This window comes from Lactobacillus sp. CA30L, from assembly GCF_059900845.1.
The window spans coordinates 105,628-121,496 of sequence record NZ_JBWXGB010000004.1 but is presented as its reverse complement, the minus strand read 5'-3'; the positions used below and the strand labels follow the sequence as shown (position 1 = coordinate 121,496).

General features: G+C 48.6%; 14 protein-coding genes. 7 read left to right on the top strand and 7 right to left on the bottom strand.

Annotation, left to right across the window (positions count from 1 at the left end):
* Positions 1-705: an ABC transporter ATP-binding protein gene (locus AC2JF8_RS05965; RefSeq protein ID WP_500762232.1), complete on the top strand. Its 705-nt coding sequence runs from the start codon at positions 1-3 to the stop codon at positions 703-705.
* A gap of 62 nt (positions 706-767) precedes the next feature.
* Here AC2JF8_RS05965 and AC2JF8_RS05960 read toward each other — a convergent pair whose 3' ends face one another.
* Genes AC2JF8_RS05960 through AC2JF8_RS05950 form a run of 3 tightly spaced genes read right to left on the bottom strand, consistent with a single transcriptional unit; the run spans position 768 to position 2,942 of the window.
* Positions 768-1,619, bottom strand: coding sequence for a class I SAM-dependent methyltransferase (locus AC2JF8_RS05960; RefSeq protein ID WP_500762004.1), 852 nt, complete (start codon positions 1,617-1,619; stop codon positions 768-770).
* Between the two features lie 24 nt (positions 1,620-1,643).
* The gene (locus tag AC2JF8_RS05955; protein WP_500762003.1) at positions 1,644-2,288 is read right to left on the bottom strand and encodes a histidine phosphatase family protein; all 645 of its coding nucleotides are present in this window, start codon (positions 2,286-2,288) and stop codon (positions 1,644-1,646) included.
* A 33-nt stretch (positions 2,289-2,321) separates the two neighbouring features.
* Complete coding sequence (locus tag AC2JF8_RS05950) at positions 2,322-2,942, bottom strand: matrixin family metalloprotease (protein ID WP_500762001.1); 621 nt, start codon at positions 2,940-2,942, stop codon at positions 2,322-2,324.
* Positions 2,943-3,124: 182 nt separating this feature from the next.
* Between AC2JF8_RS05950 and helD the strand changes: the two genes are divergently transcribed.
* The 3 genes from helD to AC2JF8_RS05935 all read left to right on the top strand — a co-directional run bounded on the left by helD (position 3,125) and on the right by AC2JF8_RS05935 (position 7,729).
* The gene (gene helD / locus AC2JF8_RS05945; protein WP_500761999.1) at positions 3,125-5,419 is read left to right on the top strand and encodes an RNA polymerase recycling motor HelD; all 2,295 of its coding nucleotides are present in this window, start codon (positions 3,125-3,127) and stop codon (positions 5,417-5,419) included.
* A gap of 55 nt (positions 5,420-5,474) precedes the next feature.
* Complete coding sequence (locus AC2JF8_RS05940) at positions 5,475-5,882, top strand: GNAT family N-acetyltransferase (RefSeq protein WP_500762230.1); 408 nt, start codon at positions 5,475-5,477, stop codon at positions 5,880-5,882.
* A gap of 377 nt (positions 5,883-6,259) precedes the next feature.
* The gene (locus AC2JF8_RS05935) at positions 6,260-7,729 is read left to right on the top strand and encodes an SLAP domain-containing protein (protein WP_500761998.1); all 1,470 of its coding nucleotides are present in this window, start codon (positions 6,260-6,262) and stop codon (positions 7,727-7,729) included.
* 114 nt (positions 7,730-7,843) lie between these two features.
* Here the strand turns inward: AC2JF8_RS05935 and AC2JF8_RS05930 are convergent, their stop codons facing one another.
* The gene (locus AC2JF8_RS05930) at positions 7,844-8,893 is read right to left on the bottom strand and encodes an IS30 family transposase (protein WP_500761997.1); all 1,050 of its coding nucleotides are present in this window, start codon (positions 8,891-8,893) and stop codon (positions 7,844-7,846) included.
* A gap of 309 nt (positions 8,894-9,202) precedes the next feature.
* Here AC2JF8_RS05930 and AC2JF8_RS05925 point away from each other — a divergent pair, with 309 nt between their 5' ends.
* A complete protein-coding gene (locus tag AC2JF8_RS05925; RefSeq protein ID WP_500761995.1) occupies positions 9,203-10,666 on the top strand; it encodes an SLAP domain-containing protein in 1,464 nt (487 codons plus the stop codon).
* Positions 10,667-10,736: 70 nt separating this feature from the next.
* Here the strand turns inward: AC2JF8_RS05925 and AC2JF8_RS05920 are convergent, their stop codons facing one another.
* Entirely contained in the window at positions 10,737-11,306 is a 570-nt protein-coding gene (locus tag AC2JF8_RS05920) for an SGNH/GDSL hydrolase family protein (protein WP_500761993.1), read from the bottom strand.
* A 91-nt stretch (positions 11,307-11,397) separates the two neighbouring features.
* Between AC2JF8_RS05920 and coaA the strand changes: the two genes are divergently transcribed.
* Together coaA and efp are read left to right on the top strand one after the other, a co-directional pair.
* Positions 11,398-12,312 (top strand): type I pantothenate kinase, encoded by a 915-nt coding sequence (gene coaA, locus AC2JF8_RS05915; RefSeq protein ID WP_500761991.1) that lies wholly within the window; start codon positions 11,398-11,400, stop codon positions 12,310-12,312.
* Between the two features lie 118 nt (positions 12,313-12,430).
* A complete protein-coding gene (gene efp / locus AC2JF8_RS05910) occupies positions 12,431-13,003 on the top strand; it encodes an elongation factor P (RefSeq protein WP_500761990.1) in 573 nt (190 codons plus the stop codon).
* A gap of 392 nt (positions 13,004-13,395) precedes the next feature.
* Here the strand turns inward: efp and AC2JF8_RS05905 are convergent, their stop codons facing one another.
* Complete coding sequence (locus AC2JF8_RS05905) at positions 13,396-14,274, bottom strand: helix-turn-helix domain-containing protein (protein WP_500761988.1); 879 nt, start codon at positions 14,272-14,274, stop codon at positions 13,396-13,398.
* A 1-nt stretch (position 14,275) separates the two neighbouring features.
* The gene (locus tag AC2JF8_RS05900) at positions 14,276-15,733 is read right to left on the bottom strand and encodes a sugar porter family MFS transporter (protein WP_500761986.1); all 1,458 of its coding nucleotides are present in this window, start codon (positions 15,731-15,733) and stop codon (positions 14,276-14,278) included.
* Positions 15,734-15,869: the final 136 nt, after the last annotated feature.

Here is a 15,869-nt window from a genome sequence, read left to right as displayed (position 1 = left end):
ATGCTGAAGGTGCAAGACCTATCCGTCAACTACGGCGTCATTAAGGCGGTCAAACACGTCAATTTTGAAATTAATGAGGGCGAAATCGTCACGCTCATCGGCGCCAATGGTGCCGGCAAGTCGACCATCGTGAAGACCATTTCGGGTCTTCTGCGTCCCCAAGGCGGCCACATTGTCTATCGCGGCGAGGATCTTGTCCGTAAGCCGGCCCCCCAAATCGTCCGGGCCGGTATCTCGCAAGTGGCCGAGGGCCGGCACATCTTTGCCGGCATGAGCGTCCGCGAGAACCTGCAGCTGGGGGCCTTCATCGATAAGAGCCGGCAAGAGGTAAGTGAAAGCTACACCGAGGTCTTTGCCCGTTTCCCCATCTTGAAAAAACGGCAGAATCAGGATGCCGCCACTTTGTCAGGGGGTGAGCAGCAGATGCTGGCCATTGGCCGCGCCCTCATGGCGCGTCCCCAGCTGCTCCTGCTTGATGAACCCTCAATGGGCCTGTCGCCGCTTTTTATTCAGGAAATCTTCGCGATTATCAAGGAATTAAACGAGCGGGGCACGACTATTCTTTTGATTGAGCAAAATGCCCGCCAGGCACTTGCCATCGCGGACCGCGGCTATGTATTGGCCACGGGCAGCGTGCAGCTGAGCGGAACGGGCAGTGAGCTATTGGCCAACCCCGAGGTCCAGCGCGTCTACTTTGGCGGTTAGTTGTTACGCAAGCAAAAAACCATTCATTTTTTAGGTGAATGGTTTTTTATGTGGATTGCTAATTACTGCTTTTGCGCCACGATAGAAAAGGTTAGGGGGATTTGCGGCGCGTTATCGGGCAGCCTCCAACCTGCCAGTGCCTGGTCGTATACCAGCATGGGCAGTGCTTGCCAGTCGGTGATTTTATGTTCACCCACGGCCTTGATTGTCAACCCGGCCGCAATTAGTGAATTGATCATCTCGGCAAAGTCATGCGCCCAGTTGTGGTTAATCTGGTGCTGGATTTTGCCGGCTGAACCGGGTGTATAGGATGCATCGGATTCGTAGGTGTCTTCCGTGCCGCTAAAGTAGTCCTGCGTGATTGTCAGCCCGGAATTTTCCAAGGCGAAAAGCAGGGGGTGGTTGTCGCGAATCATGAATAATCCGCCGGGGGCTAACAGCTGTGCAATTGATTCTGCCCAGGACGTTAATTCTGGCAGCCAGGTAACGGTTCCGGCACTAGTCACGATTACGTCAAACTGCCCCGCATGCTTGGGCATGGCCTGTGCCGCAAAGCGGGCGTCGCCCTCTACGTAAGTGATGGGCACGTCGGCCTGCTTGGCCAGTTTGCGCGCAATTGCCAAGGCGGTGGGTGAGAAGTCCAGGCCGTATACCTGGTTTGCCCCCAGACGCGCCCAGCTCAGCGTGTCGTCGCCGATGTGGCACTGCAGGTGCAGCAATTGTTGGCCCGTAAGTTTTTGCTGGGGCAGAAACGGTTTGATAACGGCAAAGTCGCGCTTGACTGCCGGCGTAACCGCCTGTTTGTCGTGGACAAAAGCAGAGAGGTCGCCGTAGCCGCCATTTGCGTGGACTTTGGCGCGGTCGTTCCAGTTGTTGAGGTTGTCAGTAATATCCTTTTGATTTGGGTGGGGCATTATTTTCTCCCGTAAATTGATAAATCAGGGCTTCATTTTGTTATATGAAACGACCTTCTTGTCCTTGGCGGTCATGTTCATGATGGTGATGGAGGCGTTGCGTGGTCCCGTGCCAATGTCGAAGTCGCCAAAGCGGGCGGCAATGCTGCGGATGGTGAAGCCGTGGGTGACCAGCAGGATGTTCTCGGCCCCATCAAGCTGGCTAATGAGGCTAAAGCCCTGGTCAAGCCGCTTCCAGTATTCCTGGGCGTTTTCGGCATCGTGGAAGGGGTCGGCCTCTTTGATCCAGTCCTTGACCGTATTGATGGGCTCATTTTGGAATAAGTCATAATGGTTCTTATAGCCGTGCGGTCCACCAATCATCTGCCAGGCCATGTCGGTATCCATGCCCTCGAAGTAGCCGTAGAAGTGCTCGCGGAAAAAGGGCGTGGCAATGTGCTGGAGTTCAGCACAATTAACGTTGTGCTTGACGATAATGTCACAGGTGTCGCTTGCGCGCTTCATGTCGCTGGACAGTGCAATGTCAAACGGCACGTTCTTCAGTGCCGCGCCCGCCTGGTCGGCGCCCTTCAGGCCATCTTCGGTGAGCGGCGTGTCGCACCAACCCTGCATCTTGTTGTAACGGTTGATGTAGGTCTGGCCGTGGCGAACGATATAGATTCTTTTCATGTTCCACCTCGTAAATTTTTTTAAATAATGTAACTACTTTTCATTATAAAGCTTTTTTAGGCGTTTAACGTCACTGGATTGAATGGGATAGTAAGAACCGATCGGATACATTACGGACAGATCATTTCTGTGCTTGAGACCGACTGCGTGGCCTAGTTCATGCTCCACTGTATTGACAACCCGCGTATAATCGTAGTCGTAGTCGGCAAAGTTTTGCAGGTAGTAGATGTTCAGCTGCGTCCGGGCCCGGAACAACACGTTGTTCTTCAGGTAAAAGTTGAACCAGGTGTAGCCCGCATAGTTAAAGTTGGGCCGGTAGGCCTGTTCAATCGTAATGTCGGCCTTCTTTTTGTTTTTGGTTTTTTTAAAGGTAAAAGCACCCGTATCATTCCACGTCTTGATGGCATCGCTAGTAGCTGCAATGAGATCGTGGTTGTCGGCCAGGTCAATATAGACCGTCGCTTGTGGCTTGCGCCACCGCAGATTTTTATAGACGGGTGTCCGGTGCCGTTTTTTGGTCTTTCGCGCCAAAACGATCTGGCCGGATCCGGTGGGCGTAATACTGTTGGCACTTGGTGCCCAATAATCATTGAGTGCAAGTGCCGCGATCAGCGCGAATGTCAGTTTAAATAAAAAACGTCGCAATTTTTTCATAATATTAGCTCCAATATTAAATAATTTGATGCAGAGGTACCCCAGGTTTCATACGGAACATTATAACAAAGAAATCAGGCCAGTTCATGACTTTACCCGATCTTTACAAATGGGGCCAAGAATTATATATAAATCCGATTTCATGTTAAAATAATAGGCAAGTTTTGAAATTAGGTGACTTTATGACAAAAGCGATGGACGATAAACAATTCGAGCAGAAGCATCTCGACCGCATTTTGAAGATGATCAGGGCCAAAAAGGATGAATTGTCTTCATCGATTAAGTCTGCGGAAGGAGAGGCCAAGAACCTTAATTCGCACTTTTTTGATGACGTTAAATTGGATTATGACGGTTATTCGACGTCGATGGAGACGGCCTTATCCATTCACCAGCAGCAGCAGCTCCTTGATGAGCGTGAAAACGCCTGGCAGCACGCGGCCAGACAGCTGGACACGGTTCAAAAGCTGGAGCAAAAGCCCTACTTTGCACGCGTGGACTTCAAGGAGGGCAGTGCCAAGGAGGAGAACATCTACATTGGCCTGGGGTCCTTTGCCGATGACGACAACCACTTCTTGATCTACGACTGGCGGGCACCGATTTCTTCCATCTACTATGACGGCAAACTGGGCAGTGTCTCCTACATGTCGCCCGAGGGCGAGATTACCGTTGACATGACCAAGAAGCGGCAATTTGTGATTGAAGACGGCCAGATTGTCAACATGTTCGACACCAACGAGTCCATTGGCGACCAGATGCTGCTGGAGGTCCTGGGCGAAAAGTCGAGCACGCAGATGAAGTCAATTGTGACGACCATCCAGCGCGAGCAAAACAAGATTATTAGAAATACCAGTGCCGACCTGCTCTTCGTTCAGGGGGCCGCTGGGTCAGGCAAGACCTCGGCGATTCTGCAGCGGATTGCCTACCTGCTCTACCGCTACCAGGGCAACCTGAAGAGCAGCGACGTCATCATGTTCAGCCCGAACCAATTATTCAACGACTACATTAGAAACGTGCTGCCCGAGATGGGTGAGCAAAACATGGTGCAGATGACCTACTGGCAGTTTGTGGCGCGCCGCCTGCCCGGGATGCAGGTGGAGAACCTGTTTGACCAGTTTGAAGACGCGGGCAGCAATCCGGCAGTCAGCCGCTTCAAGGATTCCACTAACTTCTTCAAGCTCTTGACGCGTTATGCCAAGCACCTGAACCACCGCGGGCTGGTCTTCAAGAACATCTACTTTCGCGATCGTAAGCGGCCGTTTTTCCCGAAGGAAAAGATTGCCGCAATCTACTATTCCTTCAATGACAACTATAATTTGAACAATCGCATCGACGCCACGCGCACGGATCTGATCAAGTCGCTCAACCGCAAGATTAACGCCGAGACCAAGAAGGGCTGGGTGGCGGACACGATTCAGAACCTGAGCAAGGAGCAGCTCAATGCCCTCTACGACCGGCCGGACCAGGAATTCGAGTCTGAGGAGAAGGAAGAAAAGTTCCTGAGCCGCAAGATTGTCTTCAAGGCCCTGGACAAGGTTTTCCAGCAGATTAGACGCAACAACTTTATCAACATGCGTGCCCAGTACCTGCACTTTTTGCGGACCGTGCCGAAGATGACGGACCTCTCTAAATGGGGCATTGCGGAAGACGACTGGGCCCAGCACGTGGCCGGCGTCAAGGAGGCCTTCAAAAAGCACGACATCCACATGGACGACGTCTCGGCCTACCTCTACCTCTATGACCTCATCACCGGGCGCCACGTCGATTACGAAATGCGCTACGCCTTCATCGATGAGATCCAGGACTACACGCCGTTTCAGCTGTGCTACCTCAAGTACAACTTCCCGCGGGCCAAGTTCACGATGCTGGGGGACCTCAACCAGGCAATCTTTACCCGGGATGAGAGTCGCAACCTGCTCAAGCAGATCAGCGGGCTGTTCGACCCGGACAAGACCGCTGTGGTGCAGTTGACCAAGTCCTACCGCTCGACCAAGCAGCTGACCGACTTCACCAAGCAGATTCTGCGCCAGGGCGAAAAGATTGAGGCCTTCGACCGGCAGGGACCAAAGCCTGCCTTGTGGGGCCGGAAGATGAAGGAAGAGGCCTTGGCCGTTTTGAAGCAAGTGCTTGCGGACAACGACCGCGCACAGCTGACCACCGCCGTGATCACCAAGGACCTGGCCAGTGCCCAGGCTGTGGCCGCGGAACTGAGGAAGAAACAGGTCAAGGCGACGCTGATTGCCACGGCCAACCAGCGCCTGGTTGAGGGCACGCTGGTGATTCCATCGTACCTGGCCAAGGGGCTGGAGTTCGACGCGGTCATCATGTGGGGTGCGACTGAAGAAAACTACCACCGCGTCGACGAGACGCAGCTGGTGTACACAATCACGTCGCGCGCGATGTACAAACTGGACGTGCTCTACACGGGCACGAGGAGTCCGCTGCTCGACGTTGACAAGCGAACTTACGTGGAAAAGTAGGTGGATAGTGGTGACCAAGGAGCAAGTGACCTTTGCGTTTAAAAAGATTACTGAAATGACGGGCCGCGAGGTCTTCTGCGTGGCGCGCCTGCGCGTCGACACCTTCGTAACTGAACAAAAGATTACGGACCCCGAACTGGACGACCAGGACCTGGATGCAATTCAGGTGTTCGCGCTGAATGATCAAAAGACCACGGCCCGGGCGGTCTGCCGCCTGTTTGAGGAAGATGGTCAGTGGATGCTGGGCCGGGTGGCGGTCGCCAGCAGCGAGCGCAAGCAGCACCTGGGCAGCAGGATGATGATTGCGGTACATGATTATCTGCGCCGCCGCGGCGTCAAGCGCCTGTACTGCCACGCGCAGCTGCAGGCCCAGCCGTTCTATGATTTTCTGGGCTATGAAGCGACCGGCGACGTCTTCACCGAGGCCGGCGTTGAGCACGTCATGATGTACCATGACGTGTAAAAAAGCGCCAAGTGAATAGGGATAATAAGAAGCAGGACAATTTCGCATTAGGAAGTTGTCCTGCTTTTTGCTTTATCGTTTACTTTAATATCGTTACGCGTGAGTTTTATTGTTTTATTTGCGCAAGCAAAAAGAGGCGACTCTAAATCGCCTCCATAATGGATACTAAATAGTTATATTTGAATCCATTTTCCAAGAAAGTAGTGTATAAAACATACACCACGATAAGTCTATCACAGATAAAGGATCTTGCAACGGCAAATCACCTGCAAAAAGCAGGCAGGACGCTTTAATTTGTGCAATCCATCCAGTTCGCTTGTCATGTTGGTGTCAAGCGATTACACTTAGGCTAGAAGACTAGTTAAGGAGGTAAAAATATGACGTTGATGAGAAAATGGACTTTAGCAATTAGTGTTCTGCTTGGCGTTACGCTGGTGTGCACGGCGGTTAGGCCGGTGACTGCCAAAACGGATGAACCACAAGCAGTCCTGCAGATCACACATAATGCCTACGTATACGACGAGGAGGGCAAGCGGCTGAAAAGTTTCCGCGGCAATAAAAAACCGCGCCTGACGATCGGGGCCACAATCGCAGCAGCCTCAACCAAGGCCCAGAAGGCGTTGGGTGATAAACGTAAGAACGGACCCAAGTTCTATGAGATTGGCAGCTACGACTACGATGACGGCTACATCAAGGCGGCTAACGCTAAGCTGGTTACCGCACCGCGCCAGGCCGGTCTCTGGCTGAACCACAATTCCTATGTATATGACCAAAGGGGCCGCCGCGTCCGCTTCCGCGGCAAGAAGAAGCTCTATTGGGGGCACACGGTCAACTACACGGATACAATCAAGCAGGCGAGCCAAGACAGCAAGAAGTATTATCTCTTAGATGAAGATAATTACCACCAGTCCTACTTGCCCTACCGCACGATGAGGGGCAAGACATACTATCAGATTGGCAGGAACCACTTTGTGCGTGCGGACAACGTGGGCCAGATTGACGGCAGGCCGCTGTACACAAGAGAAGCTAAAGTAACGCTAGGGCAGTATACCCGGCAGCCGCTCCAGGCAAGCAGCGGTAAAAAATATCACTATGGTCAAAAGGTCTACATTGATAAAATCACCGCTATGGAGGAAGCGGGTGGCTTAACCCACTTTTATCATGTCAAAGGCACAACGGCCGACTTCATTGAAACTAGTAAGCTGAGAAACTGGCCTCGCCAGCGGTTGCAAGTGTATACAAGTGACACGTACGTCAGGTCATTGGCTGATGCTACGTCTTACAATATTTTGGGGGAAGATTGGCAGGCTAAGTTGCCCCAGAGTGTTGTAATTGTGGATAAAAACAGCAACCTTGCAGCCGACGAGTTGCTTTACGTTTGGATGCCGAAGGAAAACAAGGCAGAGTTGTTTTTCCATTTAATTAATCCGCTGCAGGACCGCCTTGAGTCCAAATATAGACTCAATCTTCAGAGTCAGGCTGACTACCAGTACGTGAAGGTAAACGATGTTGAATACCTTTCTGGACCACGGTTGAAGGCGGTAAATACGGCTGCGGATGCTAAACAGCAGGCAAGTGTTGCTAAACCAGCTGACAAACAGATCTTGCAAGATATGCTCAATCAGGAAAAGAGAGCAAAATCCAGTGTCAATTATCAAAATGGCTACAGGTGGGGCTATTATGATTACAAGGCCGAGTACGAGCGCATATTAACGTATGCCAAAAAAGTTGCTTCTTCTACGAGCGCGACTATAGCCGAGGTTCAAGAAGCAGCAAGACTTTTAAAACAGAGCCAAGACAAGTTAATGTCTGAACCGATAAGGTATAATGCTTACCCGAAATTTTAAAAAATATAAGATACAAAAATGCTTTTAGTAGTTAGTAAGTTAAACTATTAGAAGCATTTTTAATTTCTAAATATTCGAAAAATTATCGAAAATTGCAATTTTAAGTTGAACACCCTACTTGATTTGATAGATGCAATCTAATCTTCTCTCATATAATTCATCGGGAGTGTGGTAGGCTAAGATTTTGCGCGGCAGGTTATTGCACCATTCCTCAATGCTGTAGATTTGCACTAGGTCATAGTCCTTGATGTACTTGCCTTTAGGAATGAAGCGCCTGATTAACCGGTTGTGCCGCTCAACCCCGCCCTTCTCACACGACGTATAAGGGTGCGCGTAGTAGACCAGCGTCTGCGCAGCTTCTTCTAACTGGGCTAAATCCGCAAACTCAGAACCGTTATCCGTGGTAATGGTCTTAAAGACTGCGTGCCAGTGCTCCTGGTAGTGGCTGCGCAAGGTTTTAAAGGCCGCCATCACGCTGGCAGCCGTCTTATCCTTAATCGGGATAATCATGAATTTGCGGGTCATGCGTTCATACATGGTTAAAAGGGCCTGGTCATCTTTGGTCTTGTGACCTAAGACTAGGTCGCATTCCCAGTGACCAAATTCGCGGCGCTGGTTAATAGCAGCAGGTCGCTCACTAATACTGCGCCCCAGTCTGCGTTTATGCTGGCGTATCCGTTTGGCTTTAGTCTTACGGCTTAAGCACTCGGGCAGATCCGTCGTTTTAACCCGTAATAAACCACCTTCCACATAATGGTAAAGCGTCTTGGTGCAGACGGTTTCGGCCCGGGTAAATTTACCACTGGCTAAGGCCCGGCCCACACAGGCATCAAGCGACCAGCCGTGCTTGAAGAAGTGCGCTTCAACATACTTAATGAAGCGAGTTTTGACCAAGCAGGCTTGCTTACGACCGCAGTTTAAGCGTCTTGCCTGATAGCGTCTTTGCGCTGCTTGGGCATCATAGCGGTGCCGTTGACCGTGATAGAGTGCAATCTGGCCGCGTTCAAGCTCATATTTCACGGTTGCGGGCGAACAATTAAGACTAGCGGCAATTTGACGCAGGGACTGGCCCTGCTGGCGCAAGACTTGGATAATCACGCGGTCTTGCAAAGCAAGATGTTGGCCCTTTTGGTGATTAGATATGGTAGAATTAAGCGAGTTCATTGGTAACTTCTTTCTAGAATTGATTGGGTAATTACATTCTATCAAAGAAGTCCAATGGACTTTTTTCATTTTTTAATTAGGGCAAGTGTTCAACTTCATTTTACAATTTACCGTTCAACTTTATTTTACAATTTACCAAAAATAAATAGTAAGTTTTCTAGAAATTAAGTATCAATAGAATTTATATAGCTAACGGGGCCGATCATATGAGGTATGACCGGCTTTGTTATTGCTTTGCATCAGTTCGCTTGTCAAGTTGGTGTCAAGCGCATACACTTAGGCTAGAAGACTAGTTAAGGAGGTAAAAACATGACGTTGATGAGAAAATGGACTTTAGCAATCAGTGCTCTGCTTGGAGTTGTACTGGCGTGCACGGCGATTAAACCGGTGGCTGCCAGCACAGCTGAACCACAAGCAGTCCTGCAGATCACACATAATGCCTACGTATACGACGAGGAGGGCAAGCGGCTGAAAAGTTTTCGCGGGAATAAAAAACCGCGCTTGACGATCGGGGCCACAATCGCCGCAACTTCGACCAAGGCCCAGAAGGCGTTGGGTGATAAACGCAAGAACGGGCCCAAGTTCTATGAAATCGGCAGCTACGACTACGAGGACGGCTACATCAAGGCGGCTAACGCTAAGCTGGTTACCGCACCGCGCCAGGCCGGTCTCTGGCTGAACCACAATTCCTATGTATATGACCAAAGGGGCCGCCGCGTCCGCTTCCGCGGCAAGAAGAAGCTCTATTGGGGGCACACGGTCAACTACACGGATACAATCAAGCAGGCGAGCCAAGACAGCAAGAAGTATTATCTCTTAGATAACGACAACTACCACCAGTCGTATTTGCCCTACCGCACGATCAAGGGCAAGATTTATTATCAGATTGGCAAGAATCACTTTGTGCGTGCGGACAACGTGGGCCAGATTGACAGCAGGCCGCTGTATGCGAGTGAAGCTCGGGTGACACTAGGGCAGTATCCTAAGCAAAAGATAGCGACGACGGATGCGCAGGTAACGTTTAAGTATGGGCAGAAGGTCACAATTGACCGGATAACCAACATGAGCGTGGGCAATCACGAGGAGCGCTACTACGGTATTAAAGGCAGAGACTTTTTTGTCAATGGCTTTAGCGTTCGGAATGATCCCCGTCAGCGGCTAAAGGTCTATACGACAGATACATATATTAAAACCACGGCGGATACCACTGCCTATAATCTTTTAGGTGAGGATTGGCAGTCCAAGCTGCCGGAACAAGTGATTCCGCTGCTTAGGGGCCAACAAGCGGCAGTCGATGAATTGCTCTACATTTGGCTGCCTCAGGAAAACAAGACTGAGCTTGTTTATCACTTGAAGTTGGCGCGTAACGAAGAGATTAAGGCACGCTACCGGGAGAAGCGAATAGATCCGGGCAAGGATGAGAGTTACCGGTATGTAAGGGCAGATAAGGCGCTCTATATTTCAGGACCGCGGTTAAAGGCAGTCAATACTCCCCAAGAGGCACAGGCCGATGCGGTAATCGCGCCCGCAGCCGATAAACAAGGTTTAAAAAAGCTAATCGACCAACAGGATTTGGATAAAAGCAGCAAAGGATATCAAAATTATGCGTTTAATTATAGAAAAACCTATGATGACATACTAAAATACGCCCAGGACGTATTTGCTTCCCCAAAATCACTGCGGAGTGAGGTTAAGGAAGCCGGCAGACTGCTGGGGCAAATTCAAGCAAAATTGCGGCATCCGCATGCTGACGTCGGATACCCATTATTTTAATTTGGCTATGCAAATAACCACTAATTTTATAAATTGGTGGTTATTTATGTCTAAAAGCAAACCGGCGCAGTCATCGTGCGTCCTTTTGCTTGATTGCGTCAGCCAATAGGGCGATGAACAGGCGGTTGCCCCGGTCGGAAAAGTGCAGGCCATCCTCTTGGTAATAGTTCGCGTTGGCGCTATCAGCGCGCAATTGTGCAATCAAATCAACGAAGGGGATGCCGTTTGCCTTGGCGCACGCGCGTGCGGTTTTGTTGTAGGCGTCAATGTCCTGCACGCTGTAATCCTGCATGATCGTCTCGTTATTAATGTCGGCCAGCGAAGGCCCCACGAGCAGCAGGCGGTCTGCACCCAAGCGGTCGACCAGTTGCTGCAGGTTGCGTGCGTACTGCTGCCGGCTGATGCCCCAGGTGGCGGAGCAGTCATTGGTGCCGAATTCGACAACTACCAGGTCGGACTGCGAATCAACGAGTACACACCGCTCAAGGCCATCGGCCGTGGTGGCGCCGCTGAGCGCGTGATTGGCTAGCTGGTAATTAGGCCCAAGAGCTGCCCGCAGGCCCGCCGTGACCAGGTTCGTGTCGCGGCCCTGACGGTAGCCGTTCATGAGCGAATCGCCGAATAAGGTTACTCTAATCATGTTTTTCTCCTTAATTTTGCCGAGATGGCGTTTTTGCTTATCACCTTTATTTTACTTATAATATGGAAAAAGAGTAGGAAAGTGGAGCGCAATGAAGAATTATTTACAGTTTAACCGGGATGAGTGGGCCAAGCTGTCGTCTGCCGGGCAAGTTGAAATCACGCCGGTAGAATTGGCCAAGATCAAGTCGCTGGGCGACGTGGTCGACCTGGCTGACGTGCAGGAAATTTACGCCAGCCTCATTGCCTACCTGCACCTGGTCTACCGGGAAAAGTGCAATCTGCAGGAGAAGCAGCGTGCATTTTTGGGGCAGAACGTAACCGGTGCGCCCTTTATCATTGGCATTTCCGGGTCGGTGGCCGTGGGCAAGTCGACGACGGCCCGGCTTCTGCAGGTGCTCCTGAGTCGGACGTATCCGGAGCCCAAGGTTCACCTGATGACCACGGACGGCTTTCTTTACCCCAACCAGGAACTAAAACGTCGTCACCTCTTTGACCGCAAGGGTTTCCCCGAAAGCTACGACATGAACATGCTCAGCAATTTTTTGAAGGACGTGCTCAGCGGCAAGGAAGACATCGCCTATCCGCTCTACTCCCAAGACCTAAGCGATATTGTTCCGGGGCAGTACGGACACGTGCGCCGGCCTGATATCCTAATTATCGAGGGCATCAACACCCTGCAGCTGCCCACCAACGGCCAGATTGTTACCAGCGACTTTTTTGATTTTTCGATTTACATTGATGCCGAAGAGGACCTGATTGAAAAATGGTTCATGCAGCGTTTCGTCCGCGTGTTGGAACTGAATAAGAATAATCCGTATAATTTTTACTATGAAATGGCCAACGGGCCAAGGCAGGACGCTCTGCAGCTCGCCCAAGACACCTGGCAAATGGTCAACCTGGTCAACCTGCGCGAGTACATTGCACCGACCAAGCAGCGCGCCAGCCTAATTTTGCATAAAACTAGCGGCCACTTGATTGATCGGGTCTACCTGAGACAATTTTAATTTGTTATAATTGAGGCATGAAGACGATTTATTTACTACTAATCAAAAAATTTGCCTTGCCGCCCGCGTGACCCTTTTTTGTTGTGGTCATTTTACTAGTTATAAGGGAGAATAAATAATGGTACAGGCAATTAACTTAAAAAAGGGTATGGTTTTCAGTCAAGACGGCAAGATGATCAAGGTGCTCAAGGCCAATCACCACAAGCCGGGCAAGGGCAACACGGTGATGCAGATGGACCTGCGCAACATCGAGAGCGGCGCGGTTGTGCACAAGACGATGCGGCCCACGGAGAAGGTTGACCTGGTCGACATCACCAAGAAAAACGCGCAGTTTCTTTATAGCGAAGGCGATGTTTACACCTTCATGGACACAGAAACATACGAGCAGTATGAGGTTTCGAGCGAGCAGCTAGGCGACGACAAGCTCTACTTGATGCCTAATATTGAGGTGCAGCTGGAGTTTGCCAACGGCACCAAACTGCTGGGCGTGGAACTGCCGTCAACGGTCACGATGAAGGTAGTGCACACTGAGCCAGGCATCAAGGGCGCAACGGTAACGGGTTCGGGCAAACCGGCAACGATGGAAACCGGCCTTGTTGTTCAGGTGCCGGACTTTGTCAAGGACGGCGAGGAACTGGTCATTAACACCGCCGAGGGTGCCTACAAATCACGGGCCGACGGTGGCAAGTAAAATAGTTAGCAATATCAAAGCCGCAATCACAGGATTGCGGCTTTTTTGATTTCAATATAACGGTAACCTGTTATCGCTATCATGTTTGCAGTTAAATTTAGTTACAGTTCGATTAAGTAGTGGCAACTTAAAAAAATCGAAATATTATTTATAAAAGGCGTGAGGATAATTATATATGAATCAGCTTTTCCATTTTGTAATTGTAACTATTTTTTCATTTGTTAAGAATAAACAGTTAAGTAATTTGTCAAAAATGCTTACTACATATCTTCTATAATATAAAAATGTAAAACACCCCACGAATAAACTAAACTTGAAACTTAATAAACGTGGGGTGCCTTAATTCTAACTTAGTTTTCAGCTATAATGTTTGTGAAGTTAGGCCAATTATATTAATAATACTTCTTTCTAAATTCACCGGGGGCCATACCTGTTTCTTCTTTGATCTTTTTGTATAAGTGCGATGCATCCGTGAAGCCGCAGGCTGCAGCCACCCTTTCCAGCGGGATGGTCGTGTCTTGCACTAGCATGCGCTTGGCCTCCTTAATCCGTGTTTGCAGTAAATACCTGTGCAGGCTCAAACCGGTGTATTTTTTGAAATCACGGGATAACTGGGAAGAACTAATGGAACATTTACGGGCAATGTCATTAATTGTAACCTTGTGAACAAAATTTCTGTGCATGTATTCGATGGCAGTATTAATGTAACTGGGCACGGAATGAAAATCGCTGGAATTATTGATAACCATATTTTCCTGGGTAATTGATAGGTCGCAAATCAAATTATACGTAAGGTTGGACAAGAAGGGCTCATTTTGACCGTCTGAATTCGTTGAAATCAGTCTAAAAATTCGAGTGAACAAATTTTCAATGTTTTTACGCGGGGTAAAAACGGGAATGGTATTCTCGGTTATTTTGTCAAAAATTGCCTGCATGAAAGGACTATTGAAGTGAAGAAAATAAAATTCACTGTCCGTGACAGCCTTGTAATGATTGGGTTCCTTGCAGTCTAGCAAAACTATCTGATTTTTTGCATGAAACTCTTGGTTATGAAAATAAAACTTCATTTCGCCTTTATAAATGTATATATAAATAAATGAATCCATAAAGTCCCTTTTAACCTCATATGGATACGTTACATGATATTCAGCACCAAACATAGGATAAAAATATATTTCATGTGCTAAATCACTCGGATTATTATAAAACACCCCTTTTTCTATTTTTACACCACTTTCTTTTAGGGGAATAAAATCATTGTACTTATTCATTTTATTCCTTCTCCGTCATTTGTTTAGAATGTCCTTTGGTTATGCGTTTTTCTTGGAAGCATGATTGTAATTCCTCTAGCGACCATCCACGGGTTTCGGGTATGAATTTTATTGCGTATAGCAATGAAATTAAGTTTAACACAGTAAAGATAACAAATGTTTTACTTAAGCCGATTCCAGCTAAAAGAATAGGGAAAATATAGCCTACTAAGAAATTGGCCAGCCATAGGAAAAACGTAGCAATTCCCATGGCCATACCGCGAATACTTTGAGGAAAGATTTCAGATAAGAGTACCCAGACCACGGGGGAAACTCCACCTTGGAAAAAGATCAAAAAGATTGCCATTAGTAGGAGCATAACAAACGGAAAGGCCGGATTGCCTTTAAGTACAAGCGCGAAAATGCTGATGGCAATCATTGTGGCGGTGGTTCCACAGATAGCAGTAATAACCATTTTACGGCGATCAACTAGACCCATTATCTTGATGCTGACAATAGTTGCGAGTGTTGAAATAACACCATTGCTAATATTTGCAATTAATGCAGCAGAGTGACTAAAGCCAGCATTACTTAAGACGGTGGTACCGTAAAACATTATTATGTTGATGCCAATTATTTGCTGCATCACTCCGATGCCGATGCCAATTAAGATTAACCGACGAATCCAGGGTATTTTTAAGTCTCTAAACGTTGCCTTCTTTTGTTTACTGCTCTCTGCTAAAGAGGCTTTTATTTCTGTCACTTCAGTGATCGCACTATCTTTACCCTTGCGAATTTTTTCTAAAACTCGTAAGGCCTGTTTATCTTTATGTTTGGTAATCAGCCACCTTGGGGATTCAGGTACCTTATTTATTCCAATCAAAAGTAGTACTTCGGGAATTAGCCCAACGGCCAGCATGTAACGCCAGATGCCATTGTAGCTGCCTAGCATTACGCCGAATAAGGCATTTATGACATAGGACAACAATTGACCACCGACAATCATCAATTCATGGTGGTTAACGAAGTTTCCGCGGATTTCTGGTGTGGATAATTCAGCCAGAAATACGGGACTGATAACGGACTCGGCCCCAACGGCCAGCCCTAATATAAAGCGGCACAGAATCATTATCACGGCATTGGGAGCGAACGTGCATCCTAACGTTCCCAAGATAAAAATCCAGGCAGCGTACATCAAAACGCGTTTTCTGCCGAAGTAATCTGAAAGTCTGCCGCCAATTACGGCGCCAAACGCGGCGCCCAGAGTTATGCCACTAGTTACTAACCCTTCGTCTGAGGCGTTTAGATTAAGCTGATCCGGTCTGCTCATGAAGGCTAGGGAACCGTTAGTTGCCCCCGTGTCCATCCCAAAAAGCAGGCCGCCCAAAGTAATTATCCAACCGTATGCCTGTAAACTTTTGGCTTTTTTATTGTTCACTGTGCCTTCCAGGTTAGAAGGCACGTTTTGATTGTTATCCATTGAATCACCATCTCTAATTTAAAAAACAAATCAGTTTAGTGATGCAATCAGTAAAGAATAGATTCGTGAACAACTTATCCATTTTTTGTTTTTTTTGCAAGCGTATCCGTTTTCAACAAATAGTTATATTGCCGAT

Coding starts and splice junctions, on each gene's coding strand:
- AC2JF8_RS05965 (WP_500762232.1), top strand. CDS start 1: ATGCTGAAGGTGCAAGACCTATCCGTCAACTACGGCGTCATTAAGGCG.
- AC2JF8_RS05960 (WP_500762004.1), bottom strand. CDS start 1,619: ATGCCCCACCCAAATCAAAAGGATATTACTGACAACCTCAACAACTGG.
- AC2JF8_RS05955 (WP_500762003.1), bottom strand. CDS start 2,288: ATGAAAAGAATCTATATCGTTCGCCACGGCCAGACCTACATCAACCGT.
- AC2JF8_RS05950 (WP_500762001.1), bottom strand. CDS start 2,942: ATGAAAAAATTGCGACGTTTTTTATTTAAACTGACATTCGCGCTGATC.
- helD (WP_500761999.1), top strand. CDS start 3,125: ATGACAAAAGCGATGGACGATAAACAATTCGAGCAGAAGCATCTCGAC.
- AC2JF8_RS05940 (WP_500762230.1), top strand. CDS start 5,475: ATGACGGGCCGCGAGGTCTTCTGCGTGGCGCGCCTGCGCGTCGACACC.
- AC2JF8_RS05935 (WP_500761998.1), top strand. CDS start 6,260: ATGACGTTGATGAGAAAATGGACTTTAGCAATTAGTGTTCTGCTTGGC.
- AC2JF8_RS05930 (WP_500761997.1), bottom strand. CDS start 8,893: ATGAACTCGCTTAATTCTACCATATCTAATCACCAAAAGGGCCAACAT.
- AC2JF8_RS05925 (WP_500761995.1), top strand. CDS start 9,203: ATGACGTTGATGAGAAAATGGACTTTAGCAATCAGTGCTCTGCTTGGA.
- AC2JF8_RS05920 (WP_500761993.1), bottom strand. CDS start 11,306: ATGATTAGAGTAACCTTATTCGGCGATTCGCTCATGAACGGCTACCGT.
- coaA (WP_500761991.1), top strand. CDS start 11,398: ATGAAGAATTATTTACAGTTTAACCGGGATGAGTGGGCCAAGCTGTCG.
- efp (WP_500761990.1), top strand. CDS start 12,431: ATGGTACAGGCAATTAACTTAAAAAAGGGTATGGTTTTCAGTCAAGAC.
- AC2JF8_RS05905 (WP_500761988.1), bottom strand. CDS start 14,274: ATGAATAAGTACAATGATTTTATTCCCCTAAAAGAAAGTGGTGTAAAA.
- AC2JF8_RS05900 (WP_500761986.1), bottom strand. CDS start 15,733: ATGGATAACAATCAAAACGTGCCTTCTAACCTGGAAGGCACAGTGAAC.